Source organism: Thermodesulfobium acidiphilum, assembly GCF_003057965.1.
GTDB classification, from domain to species: Bacteria; Thermodesulfobiota; Thermodesulfobiia; order Thermodesulfobiales; family Thermodesulfobiaceae; genus Thermodesulfobium; species Thermodesulfobium acidiphilum.
Map to the genome: position 1 here is coordinate 936,478 of NZ_CP020921.1, position 17,789 is coordinate 954,266.

Sequence of the window (17,789 nt, forward strand, 5' to 3'; positions counted from 1 at the left end):
AAAGTTTTTAGCTAAAATATTTATTAATATATAAAAAATTCTTATAAAAAAATTTTGCTAATAGTGCTATTATTTAATTAAAAGCTTAATTTTGTAAGTCTTTTTATTACAAAAATAAATTTTCAAAGGAGGGTAGTATGAAAATCCTGGTAGGGGTTAACGATTCAAATGACTCCCAAGACGTTGCAAGATGGGCAATTAAATTTGCAAGCCAGGATAAAAATGGAGAGGTTATCTTAGTCTTTGTAGAAAAGAGAATGCCATTTATCTCTTATGAAGACATTACTGACGAACAACTAATGGCACTAGCACAATTAGACGGAGAAATAATTTTCGAAAAGTGCTTAAAGGGGTTGGATACTAAGGGTGTTATAATTCATGAAAAAATTGTTTTGGGAGATCCGAGCACTGAAATTTTGAAAATTGCCAAAGAGGAGAAAGTAGATTTTATTGCTTTGGGCACTAGAGCGCTCTCACCTGTGTGTAAAATGTTTATGTGTTCCGTTTCAGAAAGAGTTATTAAAAAATCCACAATACCTGTAATAATAAATAGATTTCCATTCGAATCAGAAAAAATTTTGCAAACTGCTAATACCTAAAGGAGGAATAAAATTTAAAAATATGCACTTTTTTCCTAAAAATCATCTCTTCAACACATGGGTTTCACGCACACCTGGCTTACAATAATAAAGCTGGGTGTGTGATTTTAAAATATTTAAAAATTTTCTTTTAACTCGCGTTTCCTTTTGCGATATTCTTTAATAATGGCTCTTTCAAGGTTGTTTTCAATTTCTCTTATTTTATTCCAATTATCTTCAATTGGGTTTTTATTCATAACATTTACAGCATTATAATATTCTTCGTAATATTTAAATACTAAGCTATCTTCAGGTATTCCCATATTTTTCATATCAATGTAAAGCTGGCTGTTTTTAAAATCTTTAAAAGATAAAATATCCTCTATATGAAAACCAAAGTATATTGACCTTTCCAATATACCATGTTGAACCAATTGCTTTGAATATATTCCTAATAAACTCTTTAAGGAGCGAAATCTATAAGATCCAGAAATCAAAAAATCTCTTAACAGATCTTTTGGCATTGGTTTTGCAATTGCGTAACCTTGAAGTAAGGGAACTCCCATTGAAATCAGAGCATCAAATATATCGGGAGTTTCTACACCTTCTACTACAAAATATATTCCTTTTGCTCTGGCAAGACCAAAAATAGATTCTACGAAGTGAAGATCCTGAGGATTCTTTTCTAAACCCCGAATAAAGCTCTGATCTAACTTTATCTTATCGATTGATAAATTTTTTATTCTTAACAATGAAGAATAAGCGCTACCTACATCATCAAGTGCAAGTCGAACCCCAATTTTTTTTAATTCTGCAAGATACTCTATTGCTTTCTCTATCTGGGCAAATTCAGTCCTTTCAAGTATTTCAAAAAATATCTTTGAGGGTTCTAATTTGCTTTTTTGTATAATATTCTTTGCGATCTCAACAAATTTTTCTGAAACGAAACCAGGTTCAACGTTCACTGAAACAATTAAAGAAAAACCATCATCTTTTAATTCTTCGAGATCTCTAAGTGCAATTGTTAACACCTGTCTAGTTAATTCTAAAAGATTATCATTTGTAAATTTTGAGAGAAATTTTTCGGGATAAAGGATATCACCTGAATCATCTAAAAGTCTTGCAAGAGCTTCAACTCCAACTATACTTGAAGTTTGGTTATCATAAATTGGCTGATAATAAACTACTACTCTATCCTTTTCCAACAACATTTGATAATGATTTTGTTTCTTTGTTATTTCATCACCATATATAGTCCAAAAATTAGACCTGTCTTGCTTATGTTTTTTACTATCATAGAGGGCTTGCAGCGCATTTCTTATCATTTCATTCTGGCTTTCAACTTTTACATAAGGGAAAAGACTCACACCCATACTTAAACCAATTATATTAACCACAGAACTATCCTTTAAATGAATTGGATCAAGTATATTCTTTTCAATCTTTTTAAATATTACAGAAAGCTTATCTCTATCCTGACAATTTTCAAATATAATTGCAAATTCATCTCCAACAATGCTAAACCTGCATATAAAATCTGTTTTTCTAAGAGATGTTTTCAATCTTGATGCAACTACTTTTAATACTTCATTGCCAGCTAAATAACCGAATTTCTCATTGATTGTTCTAAAGCGATCAATATTTATTATTGCAAGTGCCATAGGCCAACCAAATCTCTTTGCTCGCAAAAAGGCATTTTCAAGTTCTCTCTCAAGCATAATCCTATTTGGAAGTCCTGTTAAGGGGTCGTAGCTTTCTTGGTACTTCAATTCTTCGCTTAATTTACCTCTTTCTGTTACATCTATAACAGTCCAGATTACATATTTCACGTTATCTTGAGCTTCTATTAGAGTGCCAGAAATATCTGAATATAAGATTGTTTTATTTTTTTTAAGAAAACAAACGTTTCTAAGTACTGCGCTCTTGTTCTGAAAAACTGTTTCTTTAGTAAATTGCCCAACTTTTTCATAGGTTTCATCATCAGGATAAAACTCTCTTATTTTTAAACCAATTATCTCCCTTTCATCCTCAAAACCTAACATAACTGCAAAAGTTTTGTTCGAGCTAATTATTTCCCTTTGAGGATATTTAAGCATCACAATTCCAACTCCTGCATTGTTTAACAAGGCATTTCTTAATTGAGCAAGTTTTATTTCTTTATTAACTATATCAATATGCTCTAAACCCATACCTATAGCGTATGAAATTCTTTCTAAGGTTTCTCTAACTAAAGCATCCTCAAAAAAATTTTCTTCAGAATGATAAAAAGAGATTATTCCCCATATGTTGTTATTTCTAAAGATCGGAAATGCAGCACCTGACGATAAATTATATTTTTTTGATTTTTCATACCAAATTTTTGGCACCGGGTCTCTTAAAAAGTTCAAATAAACAGGTTTCTTTTCCCTAAATGCTTTACCTACCATTCCTTGGCCTTCAGGTATATCTGAACGAACAGATATATTTATGCCATTTAAAATTCCTGGAATGCCAGATATACTCTTAAATTCTATTTCTTCATTTTTGTTTGTAGTCCCAATAAAAACAAGTTTTATATCGGTATGCATAAATATTAGTTCACATATTGTCTTAAGGAAAGAATTTTCATCTTTTATTTTATAGGCTATTTGATTTATTTGAAACAATAAAACGTTTAACTCTAGTAAATTAGATAAAGATTCTTTATTTTTATTCAAACTTCTTAATTGAAATTTTTCATCTGCTTGTAGAAAAAAAGAATGGTTCGTTTTTTTAATTGAATTTTTCTTGTGAAAAAAATTTTTGGACTTAAATTTTTTTGAGTTATCGTTATAACTTTTCATAATCTAGACAAAAGCCTCTTTAAAAATTATATTTAATAAATAACTGATAACAAAAATAAACTTTTTTGAATTTGTAAAAATTTTTCTGAAGTGCTTTTTAACAGTATGTGTATGGGGGGGGGGGGCTGAAAAGCATCAAAAAGTGGTAAACCTTATACAAGGAAAAAGTGAAATAAGAAAATAGTACAACATTAGCAAAATAAAAAAACCTATCCTTTAAAAAACTTGAAACCATAAAAAACACTTTTAAAAATTACAAAATATATTACTCTTCTAATCAAATTAGCTATTTCTCCATCCTAAAAGCTAAAATTAAAATTAAAGAAAACATATCATTTTTTGTATAAAGCCTGATATTCAATCATGCTTTAAAATTATATCATATAGCACTTTGTTGAGCTAGAATCTCGTAGTAAATTTTTGCTTTTTAACACGATAGCTATAGTTAGCAGTTGTTTAATACTGTTAAAAAATTTTTAGAAAATTATTTTAAGAAATAACTAAACAGAATTAATAAGAACTTAAAAATTTTAGCGCATCCAAACCAAAATTTATGTTTATTCCAAGTTGAATATTAAATATGATGACAAAATAAAAATATTTGTTTTATCGTATGAAGTATATGCTAAACTATGTTATAGTTTCTCCGAGTTTGCATTTCTAAAGCTTAAATGCTATGAGTACAAACCGATACGGTAGTTTTGGAAACGAAACTGCCCCCACATTTGGAAAGGAGGAAATTGTATGAGATTTATACATTCAGATTATTATACTTGTTTTCTTGCCTCGCTAATTATCTTTTTCTACCCTTAGAAAAATTTGCTTTTTTGATTTAAAAACCTAAAACTTAAGTAAAATTAGGTTTTAGTAAATAAAGAACGATTATGTCGACAAAAGTTATAACATTTATGTTGTAGCGATCCAAATTTAAAAACTTAAATAGATGGAGGTTGTTGTGAATCAGAAAGAAGATAACTATTTTGAATTTAAATTTCCTGTTATAAATAAAATACCAGCTAAATTTGCTCTGAAAGATCACATTGATCAAACAGAGTATCTTTGTAATGGAGAGTTAAAATCATGGAACAAAGAAAAAATCTCTATTTTCTCACCAATTTTCGTTTGTAAGGATAAAGATTCAATGCCTGAGCAAATGGTGCTGGGAAGCTGTCCATCATTAGATGAGGAAGAAACACTAAAAATTCTTGACGCCGCTGTCAAAGCATATAATGATGGCAATGGAATATGGCCATTAATGAGGGTTGAAGATAGAATAAAATGCGTTGAAAAATTTATATATTTAATGGGGGAAAATAAAGATGAAATTGTAAACCTTTTAATGTGGGAAATTGCAAAATCACATAAAGACTCAGAAAAAGAATTTGACAGAACTATAAAGTATATGATTGATACCATTGATGCACTAAAAACTCTTGATAGAAACTCATCAAGATTTCTAATTGAAGACTCAATAATTGCACAAATTAGAAGGTCACCACTTGGCATAGTGCTATGTATGGGTCCATTTAATTATCCTCTGAATGAAACTTTTACAACCCTTATACCTGCCTTGATTATGGGAAATGTGGTTATTTTTAAGCCACCAAAACATGGTATTCTTTTATATAGGCCATTGCTCAAAGCATTCAAGGAAGCGTTTCCACCAGGCGTTATAAACACACTTTACGGAAGAGGAAGGGTTGTAGCATCAGCTTTAATGTCAACAGGAAAGATTAGCTGTCTGGCCTTTATTGGAACTAGCAAGGCCGCTGATTCATTACAAAAATCACATCCAATGCCTCACAGATTAAGAATGATACTTGGCCTTGAAGCAAAGAATCCTGCAATTGTTTTACCCGACGCATCAATTTCTCTTACAGTAAAAGAGTGTTTGCTTGGAGCTCTTTCATTCAATGGACAAAGGTGTACAGCGCTCAAAATACTATTTATACATTCTAAAATTGTAGACATATTCCTTGAGGAATTATCAAATGAAATCGGAAAGTTAAAAATTGGTGCTCCATTTGACGATGATGTCTTTATAACGCCAATGCCTGATGAAAGCAGAATAAAATATTTTATTGAACTTATTGAAGATGCAAAACTTTTAGGTGCAAAAATAGTTAATAAGTTTGGTGGTTCATATAATAAAACATTCTTTTACCCTACAATTTTGTATCCCGTCAGTAATAAATCCAGAATATATAATGAAGAACAATTTGGGCCAATTATCCCAGTTGTTCCATTCTCGAATATTGAGGAACCATTAAAATATATAACTGAATCCAATTACGGTCAGCAAGCAAGTATTTTTGGGACTGATCCAGATGTGATAGCTAAAATTATAGATATACTTGTAAATCAGGTATGTAGAGTAAATTTAAATTCTCAATGCCAAAGAGGCCCCGATATATTTCCTTTTACAGGAAGAAAAGATTCAGCAGTTGGTACCCTTTCGGTTTCAGATGCTCTAAGATCCTTTTCCATAAGGACTCTTGTCGCTGCTAAATCAAATGATTTAAATAAAGATTTAATAAGGAAAATTATCAAAGGCAATAAATCACAATTTTTATCAACCGATTTTATATTTTAGCAAATCTAAAGCCCAAATTTAATCCTTAATGACTAAAAATACAGCTCCTATTATCATTGCCGCGCCAATCCAAGAAGTTATTCCGAAATATTCACCGAGAACAAAGCAGTCAAGAAATGCGCCAACAAGAGGTTGAAAGAAGAAATAAAGACCTAATGATTAGGAATCTTTTTTATAATGACAGAAATAAACGTCCAGATTAAAGCAGCAAAAATCAATATCAAGCCGCCAAGTTGAAAAGATCTATCAAAACCGCTCAATCCAACTATTAGCAATACTTATGCAGTGGCAAGTATAACAGATATTGACTTCTTCAAAGTAATCTTTTCATTTAATAACAAACGAGCAAAAATAACCATAAAAGCAGGAGTGACCGATGTAATCACCGGCCCATCTGAGCAGAAGAGAGTTTTGTACCTGCGAACTGTGCTCAAATTGAGAAAAAATATCCAATGATACCAATGCAAATAATAATTGGCATATCTTTTCTTTTTATATCCCAGGATTGGTGAGTAAAAAACCAACGATAATAAGTGTTACCAACGCTACTAAATATCTAAGCCAAACCAATTCTAAGCGTTGAATTACTGTAAGTACCATTTTACTCATTACATATATACCTCCCCATATGCTTACAGCCAGAGCAAGATATAGCTGACCAATATGTTTTTTCATCTATCCAATAGTAGGTTCCTAAATGAAATATAAAATAACTCATTGTCTCCAAAAGAATATTAAAACCGACCCTTAATTAAGATATTATATAACTTTTAAATCTGTAAGCTTTATCAGTAAAAATGATAAAAATATATGTTACCATGATTAATGGTGATTCAGAATATTTATAAATATTTATTTTGGATGGAGGGAAAATTATGATACCAGCTCAAGGTTTACCCCCTGTTCCACATTTGGTTTTTGGAATATTCAATCTTGCAATACCTGACATCATAGCATGGATGATTGTTTTAATTGTTTTTGTCATATTAATTTGGCTTAGATTGCCAAAGTTTTTTGAAGGGAACAAGTAAAATGAACATAACAAAAAAAACAAAAAACTTTTTTAAGGAAAATCTTACTTCAGATGATATTTTCCCTACAACTATGCCAGCTTATATTAATTCCTTTGCTTACATATTTGGTGTCGTTTCTCTTTCATCCTTTATTTTTCTAATAATTACAGGAGTAATATTAGTTTCATTTGGTCCAGCATGGTATCACTTTTCAAAAATTGGAGCTTTTGTTAACTCTCTTCATTTTTGGGGAGTTCAAATCTTTTTTGGAGGACTTATTCTTCATCTAATGTCAAAATTCTCAATGGCAGCATATAGAGATGGACGAGGCAAAACATGGTTTTTCGGAATGTTAGCCTTTGGATTAGCAACCTTTGAGGGATTTACTGGATATCTTTCTCAAACAAATTGGGATTCTCAATGGATTGCCGTACAGTCAAAAGATTTACTTAATGCTATGGGAATTGGTGGGTTTTTCGATCCAATGAACACAGCACAAGTTTTCGGTTTCCACATTTTAGTGGTACCTCTTGTTTTAATTGTGTTAATTCTGATTCATCTTTTTCTCGTCAGAAGTGAAGGTCCCATAAAACCTTTATAAATTTATGTGGGGTGAAAAAATATGAGCTTAAAATCAGATGAATATTTAAAGAATGTTCCGTTAAAATCTTATGATCTTATAAAAGAGGGCTTAGCTGTATTCATATCCATAGCCATAATAATATTTGCTCTTGCTCTAATATTTGGCTCACCAGACTATCCTCCAGTTACTGCAAAGCAAATTGCAAAATATGAAACCATATCTTATTTGAAAACATTTATAAACATCCTTGAAGGAAAAAGTTCGATTAGCGACTATGGTCCACCTTATGATAGCGATACCTCTCAGTCTCAGAACTTTTTTGGCATTAAGCCTTCAGTCATTTTAGGTGTAACTACACCGATTAATCCAATAGATGATTTCATAATAAATCCTCTTGAAAAGATTGCTATATTTGACAATAATTTAAAATCGTCTCTTGAGGAATATAAAAATGCTACTAATGAACAAAAATTGAAATGGGTAAAATCTTATGATAAGGCACTTGAAAATGCAAAAATTGAAAACAACAATGTAATAATTCCTAATGGTGACTACGGTCCTATAAAAACAATGATGAACAGTTTATTTAAGTTGGGTTTGTCTGGCTTACTCGAAGGATCAATTGTCTCTTCAAATTCTCCTTATGACTTTTATAATATGAATTTTACGAAACCATTGCTGCTTTTTCAGGGAAAAGTTTATCACAGTGTTGCAAAGCAATTGGATATGCTTGGAGAAGATTGGGGTATATCTAATGAAACGGGAAATTATCCTGGCGCTTGGTGGCTTTGGCCATATACACTCGCATACCAGCTACCGCCCATGTCAACATCTTCCAATGGAGATTTACAAGTTGGCATTTTGATGATGACATTTTTCTTAGTCCTTTTATTATTTCCATATTTACCCTTATTGAATAAGATACCAAAATTTTTAAAAATTTATAAAATAATTTGGAGAGATTGGTATAAAAATCAAAAAAATTAAACTTACAAAATAATTTGTAAATTCATTATTACATTCAAATAATTTACCTCATCATTTAAAGTCATTTAAGACTTGAAAATTGTTTTATTAAATGTATAATCTCTAAATTTTATTTTTGTCACGACACACATAATTATGAGTCTAATACGTTCAAAATAGGGAAGAGTACCCTTCGAAATATTAACTTTCCTTTTTACTTCAGAAATTCTTATAAATTTCCCCCCAAATTTTATTCAGACTAGAGAGAATCTGCTTCGAAAGTCTGAATTATCAAAAGTAGAGTTCTTATCAAATTTTCCAACTAAAAAATCCTCAATTCTGATTTGTAAGTTTGACGATGATAACAATCTTCAGGATATAGTTTCAAGTTTCAAAGTCCAATCCAACATCTTACGTTATATTTTTCGTCCATCTCATCCGCCATCTTAAATCTTTCACTTTTAATTTTAAACCTTAAAATTAAATAAATACCAAGCTTGTAATACATTTATCAGAAAAAATATATAATTATTGTTAACGAATTTTAAAAAGGGAGAAAGGATGTTAAGCAAGTTTTTGCTAATAATTTCATTATTTTTTGTTCTAACAGATTTTTACCAATCCTCTACGGCTTATGCTTTTACGTTTATAAACTTTTATGTAGATTCATTTGAGGATACATTCTCATATCCAAAAGAAGGCATAGTTGTTATTCCAAACGGCAAAATAAAACTCTCGGTTTTAGAAGAGTATTCATATTTAAATAAAAATATTAGAATTTAATGATTATTTGCAAAATTAATTCCTTCTCTTACTTCCTGAATCGCTTTATCTGTATATTCAATTGCTTTAACTCTATGCCCATTATAATCATGAGCTGCTTTATCAAGATGATCTCTAGCTTTTATTAAAAGATTTAAGGCAGCATCCATTTGAGAATGTTTCCCCCAAGCTAACTGTTGATAGTATTCAGGTATAAATGTTTGAGCCTGAGCAAAACTTTTATTAAAAACCCAATTAAAAGAAAAACCAGTAGCTAACATAAGAGCAGCACCCAAAAATAAACCAAATAAAAAATTTTTCATAGAAACCTCCTTAAAATAATTAATATAGATTTTTATCACAATTTTTTTATTTAAACTTTATTAATTATTAAAACTTTTTCTATTCAAGAATTTTTATTTCACACTGTTCCAAATTTTCAGGTAATATTAATGAATTATTCCCACGAGCAATATTTATTTTATTAAACAATTTTGCAAGAGAAAGAACGTCTTCAGCACAATAGAAAGCAATGTCTTCTAGCTTATTCTCCCTAAAATACTCACCAACCTGTTTACCATTCATTTGAGTCTTGCATTCAATACCATTAAGCATACATAAAGCCTTCAAAGAAGAATAAGAATTAGTAAGCAAATACGTATCTATGTGATAAATGGTATTTCTACTCGTATAATTTGGCCTATTATTTTCCCATTTATCATTTGTATCAAGATATTCCTTTAAACCATCCTTTGCCTCTTGAGACAACAAATCGTAGTATTTAATAGCCTGAAGCGTTAAAATTGGCATATCAAAACTTTGACCGTTATAGGTGACAATTATAGGGTATGTTAAATTCCTTTGTTTCGATTTTTCTATTAGCAAATAAAATCCTGAAAAAAACTTATCAACTATTAAAGATGCATTTTTGCTCACAAAAGACTTAAAATAGAAATCCTGAGTTCCAATATTTACAATAACCGAAAAGCAAATGGGGATATGAAATACATTTTGTCTTATAAATTCATTATTGTTGAACTGAATTATATTCTTCTCAGAACCTGTCTTTCTAAGAAGTTCATCATCAATAATTGTTTCGATATCTAAAAATAAATAACTCATTTTCTAAGCATGACTACCTTTTCTTAAATTTTCAAAACTGTTTATTATACAATAGAACGTGCCTCTTCAACAATTTTTTTAACGATGTTGAATTGTTTATCGGTAATATTGATCCCTGGTAGATTAGTATAGGTAGAAATATCCAACCCATTAACTTTTACAGCAGCTTTTATAGCAGTAATAAAAAGATCTGTACACTCATACAAATTCATAAGAACAGAAATCTTCTTTGCGCATTTTTCTACCGTTACAAAATCTTTGTTTTCATAAGCTCTGTGCAAATCGACAAAAAGCTTTGGTTCTACATTGGCCAGACCACATAGCACTCCATCTCCACCTGAAAGTCTATTTAGGATATAGTATTCGTCAAAACCTGATAAAACAGTAAAGTCTGGTCTAATAGATTTTATCTTTTGGATCACTCTTCTCGTATGGCTGATGCTATCAACTGTATCTTTTAAAGAAACGATGTTGTAGTATTTTTTTGCAAGATTTGATACTACTTCAATAGATAGCTCTGTTCCTGTCCTTGCTGGAAAATTGTATAACATAATAGGTATATCTACAGCCTGAGCAATCTTTCCAAAGTACTGTTCTGCAGCACTGTCAGATGGTCCAAAATAATATGGCGATACAATAGTTATTCCATCAGCCCCTATTTCTTTGGAAAATTTTGACACTTCAATAACCTCATTTATATTGGTAGATCCTGTTCCAATAAGAACCTTTACCCTTTTATTTACCGAATTAACGGCAAAAGATGCAAGCTTTTTCCTTTGCTCAACCGAGAATGAGTAAAATTCGCCAGTGCTCCCAAGAAATAATATCCCATCTACTCCACTATTTATGAGATTATTTATATGAACGGTCATATTCGCAAGATCGAAATTACCATTCTCGTCCAAAATTGTAATGCATGCAACATAAATTCCTCTAAACATAATCTCCTCCTTAAGTAAACGTTACATAAAAAATTCTTTAAAAATTATTTTTTTGGTTACTCTTTATAGCTTCAATAAGGAGTCTCCCTATAGTTCCTTCTTGTACATAATCCCAGGTAGGATTTTCTATGCTATCAAAATATAAAATGTCACCATTTTTGTTGTAGTCAGTAAAGGAAAGTATCATTATTAAATTATTTTTGAGATCGACTTTCAAATAAACGATGGTATATAAGAGCAAATCATATCCATAAACTGAAATATTATGTGATTTTAAAATTGAAATATAAGCGTTTTTGCCTGCTTCAGAGTATAACTCCTTGTAATTAACTTCTATTATATTTTGTGTTAGATACTTGATGCTATCTGTATCATAAAAGAATTGATTTCCATATATATTATCAGTAGCAAAGTAAACCCAATTTATTGCCCACGCCTGTTTACAGACTACATTTAAAGTTAAAAAAGCAAATATTATAATTATATATATCTTAAAGTTGGTTAAAATTTTTTTAAACATAAGTTCATATTATAATACAATACATAAATTCTACAATTTTTCTCCCGCCAGGACTACAAAAGCACCTTTTCCATAGCCTGGTTCGGGCTCTTGAACATAACTTAAATCTTTGATATCTACCCCAAACAAAACTTGAACTGCTCCTAAGAATCTAATGTCAATTTTATTAAAAAGATCAATAATCTCTTCTGACGAAAAAAATCTTGCATTCTTATAAAAAACGCTATTTGATTGTCTATTTAAATACAATTTACCAAGTTCACTTTCTTTATCAACTATAGCAACTATTAATCTTGAACCTTTTTTCAGAACTCTTTTTGCTTCCAATAGACTCCTTTCTGGATCGTTTACAAAGCAAATAGTTACAGCCAAAAGTACGAAATCAAATTTATTATCATAAAAAGGCAGATCTTCAGCTAAACCCTTATAAACGTTTATACCTTTATTTCTTGCAATTTGAATCATTTTATCCGATGGCTCTACTCCAAATAAAATTCCCAGGGGTTTTGCAAACCTTCCGCTTCCAACCCCTACTTCCAAACCCTTTCCTTCAGAAGGAACTAACATTTTCAATGCTTCTATCTCTGAAAGGTAAACAAATTTATTTTCTTCAAACCAAAACTCATATTCAGACGAATACCTTTCAAAAATCTCAACTTTTTTGAGAAAGTCTAAATAAAATACTTTAGCACTATTTAGGTTTTTAAAGTCTAAAATTATCGAATCCACATCTGACTTGAGTAATTCTTCTTTATATTTTTCACTGATATTAGTGCCCATCAATATATGTTTTTTTAGATCGATTCTAGATAGATTTTCCTTAGAAATTCTCTTTAAAAAATTGTCACGATTGTAGATCGAATAAAATGGTGCTTCTTCAAAATTTCCATTAAAAATCTCCCCGCTAGAGTCCGTCGCAATTAAAGCACTTTTCATAAATTATATTGAATAAAGGTATTTAATCTATTTAACAATTAAAACCCCCGCCCCTTTGTATTCTCCATGCTTTAGCATCACAAGTGCTTTGTTTGCATCTTGAAAATCAAATTCGTTCACTCTTGACACTATTGGAATAGATGATGCAATATCTAAAAATTCTCTTACATCATCTCTTGTAATATTGGCTACACTTTTTAACTCTTTCTCGTTCCACAAGTGTTCTTGATAATCAAGTTCTGGTATTAGAGACTCTTTTCTAATAAGATTAGTTACTAATCTACCACCCTTTTCGAGAACGCTCAGAGCTTCTCTTATCACATAACCAACAGGAGTAGTATCAATAGCGCGGTTCAGTTTTTTGGGAGGTTTATCTCCTGTAACTCCAACCCAATCAGCACCCATATCTTGCGCCATTTTGCTTGCTGCATCATCTTTTCGCCTAGTAAACACAAAGACTTTTGAATTTGGATAAAGCTTCTTTATTAATTGGATTACTATATGAGCCGATGCACCAAAACCAAAAAGACCAATACACTCGTAATCGTTCATATTAGTAAGCTTTAACGACCTGTACCCTACTGCTCCAGCACACAGAAGGGGTGCAGCCTGAACGTCTGAAAAATTATCGGGTATTTTATAGCAAAAATTCTCAGATATTAAACAATATTGAGCATAACCTCCGTTTACATCACACCCTGTAGCCTTAAAATCATTGCAGAGATTTTCTTCCCCTCTTCTACAAAAGTAGCATTTTCCACATACTGAATTTATCCATGCAATACCAACCCTATCGCCCACTTTAAATTTCTTAACGTCTCTCCCAATCTCTTTAACATTTCCAACTATTTGATGACCTAAAATTATGGGCAGTTTCGGCATTACTCTTCCCTCTATTTCATCCAATTCAGTATGGCATATTCCACAGCAAGATATTTCTACTAAAATCTCGCTTTCGCCTGGAATTTGCATTTCAACTTCCATAATTTTAAGAGGTCTATCTTCAACCTTTGAAATTTTATCTAAAACTAGGGCATTCATTTCATACTTTCATTTTAAAAATTTTTTAAAAAAATCATATTCTTTTTGCTGTACAGAACCATCTTTAATTTCTTCAACTTTTGATATTTCGTCGCTTGACCTTCTAGTAAGATTATCATTAGCATCATAGTAATAATTTGGCGAAATTCTTTGATACGTAGCTCTTAAGTAGTCGAACTTATATAAAGCTTCCATATGATCTACAAAACATGATTTGGAAAACCACCCAAAATTATTTGCACAATTAAGAGATATAACATTATTTGAAGGAGCTTCTAATATCCATACAGTAATTGTTCTGTTTTCTTTATCCACTGAAATAGTTTCAGGATAGTAATAATAAAACACAGGGTAATAAAAGCCATTCTGAGTACTAGAGAGATTTTTGTTCAACGAATCCTTTATAGGTAACCAGTTTGAAGAAATGTTTTTTGTATCGGGATGAGGAATTAACATCTCTGATTGTTCCGCATACGAAATAGAAAATAAAAAAATAAATGGCAAAATAAAAGTTATAACTTTTAATAATTTTTTCAAGCCATAAACTCCCCTTAGAAAGAAATGATTTATTAGCTTAAATTATAATACAAAAATTTTAAATCGCAATAAAATTTCTAGAATTCTAAGGAGGTTCATATTCAGAAAAAATATCACATGAATTGCCAAAAAAGTTTAACAAGGAATATTGTATGAAGAATATTTGTTTACGTGTGAAAAATATGTATATCAATTGGTATTAATTAAGTATTTTTTACTTTAAATAAAAAATTAAATATTTAATATAAGCCCTATGAAATAAAAGTTTCTATTTCATAGGGCTCAAAAATTTAATTATTATAGCTATTGTTCATTTAAAGGTTTTGTTTTTGCTTCATCTGGTAAATACACTTTATTGTCACCTGGATATGGTAAATCGAAACCCTTTACACTATACCATATATCTCTATTTAATAGATTATCACTTTGCCTGTCTTCGTCGTTTACGGTAGAACCAGAAAACATATTTTCAGAAGATAATGCCCATAAGTATTGAAGTTTACTGTTTGATATGTTTAAAGATTTTAAATCTGGATTCATTTCATTCAAAGGGATATTGTTTGACAAAACGTTATAGGGAGTGAAATCAGGTTTATCTGTAAAAGCATCATACATGGGTGTCGCAGCAGAATCCATCTGATTCATTGGCGGCAAATCTAAAATCTGTTCTATCGTTCTTAGCATGTCTATCTGAGTATACTTTGTATGGTCAACATAATTTCTTTTCACGTAGGGTCCGATAACAAGTGCAACTGTTCTATGTCCATCAACATGATCTACTCCATTTTGGGCATCGTCTTCAACCACAAATATAACTGAATCTTTCCAATATTTACTATGACTTATAGCATCAACAACTCTACCCAAAGCAAGATCATTATCTGCTACCATAGCTCTTGGTGTAGGCAGTCCAGGTTTTGTTCCCCCTGTATGATCATCAGGCAAAGACATAATTATAAGATTTGGGAGATCATTATTTTTTACGTATAAATTAAACTGCTTCAAGAATATATCTACTCTATACTGGTCTGGTATGTTCAAACAAAATGGTGGATAATCTCGAACTAAAAGCTTGTCATTTGAAACTACATCAGATACAGATTGAAATCTTCCAATTGGAACATGTAATTGCCCAGTAATTTTTCCTTCAATAATCTGGGAATCTTTATACCAATCCTGCCAGCTTCCTAATGGTTCTACGCCAGATCCAGTAGGAGTGCGAAAGTATTTTACATATTCTCCAAAATTAGCTACTGATTTTCCATGTTTTACTGCATCATCCCAAATAAATCCTGATGAAAGATAAGCCAAACTATCTCCACCTTCATTAGGATAACTGCGGGGAAAGTCTCCAAACTGTCTCTCCACATAATCAGGATCTAATCCCTGATCAGTAAATTGATGTCCATCAGCAGATACTGAACCGCTGCAGTAAAAGTTGTCAAACAATACAAAGTCCTTTGCTAATGCATGCTGATTTGGAGTAACTTTTTCGCCAAATAAAACTAAGTCTGGATCGCCATTACCTTCTTTAATATCGCCAAATACCTGATCATAGGGTCTATTTTCTTTGATAATATAGAAAACATGTTTTATAGCAGAAAGCTCTCCTAAATGTAAAGGAATTGAAACTGATATACCAAATTGATAATTGTTAACTGCGTTTTGAGGCATACTTAATTGAGATGGAGTTGTAAACGAATCTAAAATATGATTAACTTTGACATTATTATTTAATAAATTCCCCCAATTATTATTCTCATATACTTTCTTTGTAAAGTTAGATAGAGTTACATTATCAGGATATTTTATTATGGATATACTGCCAAGCCATGCGTAAACTGAATGCCCAAAAGATTGTTTTGAATGCCCAAATGGAACCTCACTACCCATGGATCCGACACCTTTAATATTTGCTACTACAATACTATTTAGCGCTTTATCAATAGCGATATCACCTGGATACCACCCTGTAGGGATTAGACCATCGAATTTTACAGCTTCGTTTTCTCCATTCCAATCATAAACAGCTATAGCATTGTTGGAACCAAGACTAACATATAATTTATTTTCAGGTGAAATTGCGATTGCATTTGGTTGGCTGCCAAATATAGAATTGGGATATGGATGAATACTGATAGTCTTTACTACTGTTAAAGATTTCTTATTTATAACTGAAATCGTATCACTATTTGTATTGGTTACAAAGATATCTTCTTTATTCTGACACATTGCAGTAGGTTGTAAACCCACAGTAATATTTTTTATTACAGATTCAGTATTTAGATCTATCACAGAAACCGTACCGGTGCTAGCTGCGCCGGTAACAGGATCGGAAACTATTGATGTTCCACTAGAATAATTCGTATAATCTGCATTTGTAGCAATCCTTCCTCCCTGATTTGTAACAAAAGCTAAGTTTGAGTCAATTAATATTGTATAGGGAGCATTACCAACAGAAATCTCGCCAATAAATTTATCGTCAGATAAATCTATTATTCCTATTGAATTATTCCTACTTAAAGCAACGTATAATTTCGATCCATCAGGAGAAACAGCTAGACCACCTGGATCAGGAGTTTTTCCATCCACATTCTTTGGCAATTCGATTACTTTATGTAAAGTTAATAGCCCCTCACTATTCACATTAAAATCAAGAATTTTCCCATCGCTAAAAGAAGCATATAATTTAGATCCATCCTTTGAATAAATTATCCCAGTATATGAACCACCCTTTTCACTTTTTGACAGGCTAAAATTCTGAATTACCCTCCCTTCTTTTAGATCCAGTACAACTATTGGAGAATAATTAGGCGTAAAACCATTAGGATAACCCCCCACATTTGCTACAGCAGTTTTTCCATCTGGATTTATAGCAATAGCATTGGGTCTACCAGAAAAAAGTACTTGTTCTCCTGCAGGAGTCAAACTCTGATCTGTAGGAACGTAAATTAAATTTCCAGCAAATGAATAAGATTCAAAAAATATAACTTGAAGAAATAAAATAACAATTGCAACATACAAAAATGATTTTTTCAATATTCCAAAACCTCCCATAGCATATAAATTTACGTACATGTTAAATTAAAATTGTTAACAAAGCGTAAATATAAAGTTAATCATAAGTTAAAAATTGATTATAAAGTAAGAGAATCATTAAGTCTTTGTAATAGTTTTTATTAAAACATACTAACTTTATTTTAACAGTTTATTAACAGCTAATTAATTAGTTATTATAAACACCAATAAAATAAATCAATTAGAAGATAACATAAAAGCAGCAAACTTAAAACTTACCAAAAATGAACTTGATATGCTCTCAGAAGTAAGTGCAGTTAAGGAAATTTATCCAAAATGGATGATATTAAGACAGAA

The 17,789-nt window shown here is 31.0% G+C and carries 15 protein-coding genes, 1 pseudogene and 1 riboswitch; of the genes and pseudogenes, 6 read left to right on the forward strand and 10 right to left on the reverse strand.

Annotated features, from left to right (window positions below; genetic code table 11):
* The first annotated feature begins 137 nt into the window (after positions 1-137).
* The gene (locus tag TDSAC_RS04835; RefSeq protein WP_108309141.1) at positions 138-599 is read left to right on the forward strand and encodes a universal stress protein; all 462 of its coding nucleotides are present in this window, start codon (positions 138-140) and stop codon (positions 597-599) included.
* 116 nt (positions 600-715) lie between these two features.
* Here the strand turns inward: TDSAC_RS04835 and TDSAC_RS04840 are convergent, their stop codons facing one another.
* Complete coding sequence (locus TDSAC_RS04840) at positions 716-3,400, reverse strand: bifunctional diguanylate cyclase/phosphodiesterase (protein ID WP_108309142.1); 2,685 nt, start codon at positions 3,398-3,400, stop codon at positions 716-718.
* A 632-nt stretch (positions 3,401-4,032) separates the two neighbouring features.
* A riboswitch (molybdenum cofactor riboswitch) is annotated at positions 4,033-4,152 on the forward strand.
* A 191-nt stretch (positions 4,153-4,343) separates the two neighbouring features.
* On the opposite strand from TDSAC_RS04840, the gene TDSAC_RS04845 reads away from it, so the two are divergent.
* Positions 4,344-5,993 carry an NADP-dependent glyceraldehyde-3-phosphate dehydrogenase gene (locus TDSAC_RS04845; RefSeq protein WP_108309143.1) on the forward strand — a complete coding sequence of 550 codons (1,650 nt, stop codon included), beginning with the start codon at positions 4,344-4,346 and terminating at the stop codon, positions 5,991-5,993.
* 18 nt (positions 5,994-6,011) lie between these two features.
* Here TDSAC_RS04845 and TDSAC_RS09265 read toward each other — a convergent pair.
* Positions 6,012-6,668, reverse strand: a pseudogene (locus TDSAC_RS09265) (DMT family transporter).
* 200 nt (positions 6,669-6,868) lie between these two features.
* Here TDSAC_RS09265 and TDSAC_RS09075 point away from each other — a divergent pair.
* The 4 genes from TDSAC_RS09075 to TDSAC_RS04865 all read left to right on the forward strand — a co-directional run bounded on the left by TDSAC_RS09075 (position 6,869) and on the right by TDSAC_RS04865 (position 9,338).
* Entirely contained in the window at positions 6,869-7,024 is a 156-nt protein-coding gene (locus TDSAC_RS09075) for a hypothetical protein (protein WP_199919704.1), read from the forward strand.
* Between the two features lies 1 nt (position 7,025).
* Positions 7,026-7,607 carry a cytochrome b N-terminal domain-containing protein gene (locus TDSAC_RS04855; RefSeq protein ID WP_108309144.1) on the forward strand — a complete coding sequence of 194 codons (582 nt, stop codon included), beginning with the start codon at positions 7,026-7,028 and terminating at the stop codon, positions 7,605-7,607.
* A gap of 21 nt (positions 7,608-7,628) precedes the next feature.
* Positions 7,629-8,576, forward strand: a complete 948-nt coding sequence (locus TDSAC_RS04860; RefSeq protein WP_108309145.1) for a hypothetical protein — start codon at positions 7,629-7,631, stop codon at positions 8,574-8,576.
* 540 nt (positions 8,577-9,116) lie between these two features.
* Complete coding sequence (locus TDSAC_RS04865) at positions 9,117-9,338, forward strand: hypothetical protein (protein ID WP_108309146.1); 222 nt, start codon at positions 9,117-9,119, stop codon at positions 9,336-9,338.
* Here TDSAC_RS04865 and TDSAC_RS04870 read toward each other — a convergent pair.
* From TDSAC_RS04870 to TDSAC_RS04905, 8 genes are all read right to left on the reverse strand, one after another.
* On the reverse strand, positions 9,335-9,640 hold the full coding sequence (locus TDSAC_RS04870) for a hypothetical protein (RefSeq protein WP_108309147.1): 306 nt from the start codon (positions 9,638-9,640) through the stop codon (positions 9,335-9,337). The genes TDSAC_RS04865 and TDSAC_RS04870 overlap by 4 nt on opposite strands.
* 79 nt (positions 9,641-9,719) lie before the next feature.
* Entirely contained in the window at positions 9,720-10,439 is a 720-nt protein-coding gene (locus TDSAC_RS04875; protein ID WP_108309148.1) for a ribonuclease H-like domain-containing protein, read from the reverse strand.
* A gap of 44 nt (positions 10,440-10,483) precedes the next feature.
* Positions 10,484-11,380, reverse strand: coding sequence for a dihydrodipicolinate synthase family protein (locus tag TDSAC_RS04880; RefSeq protein ID WP_108309149.1), 897 nt, complete (start codon positions 11,378-11,380; stop codon positions 10,484-10,486).
* A 37-nt stretch (positions 11,381-11,417) separates the two neighbouring features.
* Positions 11,418-11,900, reverse strand: coding sequence for a hypothetical protein (locus TDSAC_RS04885; RefSeq protein ID WP_108309150.1), 483 nt, complete (start codon positions 11,898-11,900; stop codon positions 11,418-11,420).
* A gap of 30 nt (positions 11,901-11,930) precedes the next feature.
* Positions 11,931-12,836 (reverse strand): class I SAM-dependent methyltransferase, encoded by a 906-nt coding sequence (locus TDSAC_RS04890; RefSeq protein ID WP_199919705.1) that lies wholly within the window; start codon positions 12,834-12,836, stop codon positions 11,931-11,933.
* A 27-nt stretch (positions 12,837-12,863) separates the two neighbouring features.
* A complete protein-coding gene (locus TDSAC_RS04895) occupies positions 12,864-13,877 on the reverse strand; it encodes a zinc-dependent alcohol dehydrogenase family protein (protein WP_108309151.1) in 1,014 nt (337 codons plus the stop codon).
* Positions 13,878-13,886: 9 nt separating this feature from the next.
* Entirely contained in the window at positions 13,887-14,414 is a 528-nt protein-coding gene (locus tag TDSAC_RS04900) for a hypothetical protein (protein WP_108309152.1), read from the reverse strand.
* Positions 14,415-14,717: 303 nt separating this feature from the next.
* On the reverse strand, positions 14,718-17,453 hold the full coding sequence (locus TDSAC_RS04905; protein ID WP_199919706.1) for a bifunctional YncE family protein/alkaline phosphatase family protein: 2,736 nt from the start codon (positions 17,451-17,453) through the stop codon (positions 14,718-14,720).
* Positions 17,454-17,789 lie beyond the last annotated feature (336 nt).

Coding starts and splice junctions, on each gene's coding strand:
- TDSAC_RS04895 (WP_108309151.1), bottom strand. CDS start 13,877: ATGAATGCCCTAGTTTTAGATAAAATTTCAAAGGTTGAAGATAGACCT.
- TDSAC_RS04860 (WP_108309145.1), top strand. CDS start 7,629: ATGAGCTTAAAATCAGATGAATATTTAAAGAATGTTCCGTTAAAATCT.
- TDSAC_RS04890 (WP_199919705.1), bottom strand. CDS start 12,836: ATGAAAAGTGCTTTAATTGCGACGGACTCTAGCGGGGAGATTTTTAAT.
- TDSAC_RS04840 (WP_108309142.1), bottom strand. CDS start 3,400: ATGAAAAGTTATAACGATAACTCAAAAAAATTTAAGTCCAAAAATTTT.
- TDSAC_RS04835 (WP_108309141.1), top strand. CDS start 138: ATGAAAATCCTGGTAGGGGTTAACGATTCAAATGACTCCCAAGACGTT.
- TDSAC_RS04865 (WP_108309146.1), top strand. CDS start 9,117: ATGTTAAGCAAGTTTTTGCTAATAATTTCATTATTTTTTGTTCTAACA.
- TDSAC_RS04845 (WP_108309143.1), top strand. CDS start 4,344: ATGGAGGTTGTTGTGAATCAGAAAGAAGATAACTATTTTGAATTTAAA.
- TDSAC_RS04885 (WP_108309150.1), bottom strand. CDS start 11,900: ATGTTTAAAAAAATTTTAACCAACTTTAAGATATATATAATTATAATA.
- TDSAC_RS04855 (WP_108309144.1), top strand. CDS start 7,026: ATGAACATAACAAAAAAAACAAAAAACTTTTTTAAGGAAAATCTTACT.
- TDSAC_RS04870 (WP_108309147.1), bottom strand. CDS start 9,640: ATGAAAAATTTTTTATTTGGTTTATTTTTGGGTGCTGCTCTTATGTTA.
- TDSAC_RS04880 (WP_108309149.1), bottom strand. CDS start 11,380: ATGTTTAGAGGAATTTATGTTGCATGCATTACAATTTTGGACGAGAAT.
- TDSAC_RS09075 (WP_199919704.1), top strand. CDS start 6,869: ATGATACCAGCTCAAGGTTTACCCCCTGTTCCACATTTGGTTTTTGGA.
- TDSAC_RS04875 (WP_108309148.1), bottom strand. CDS start 10,439: ATGAGTTATTTATTTTTAGATATCGAAACAATTATTGATGATGAACTT.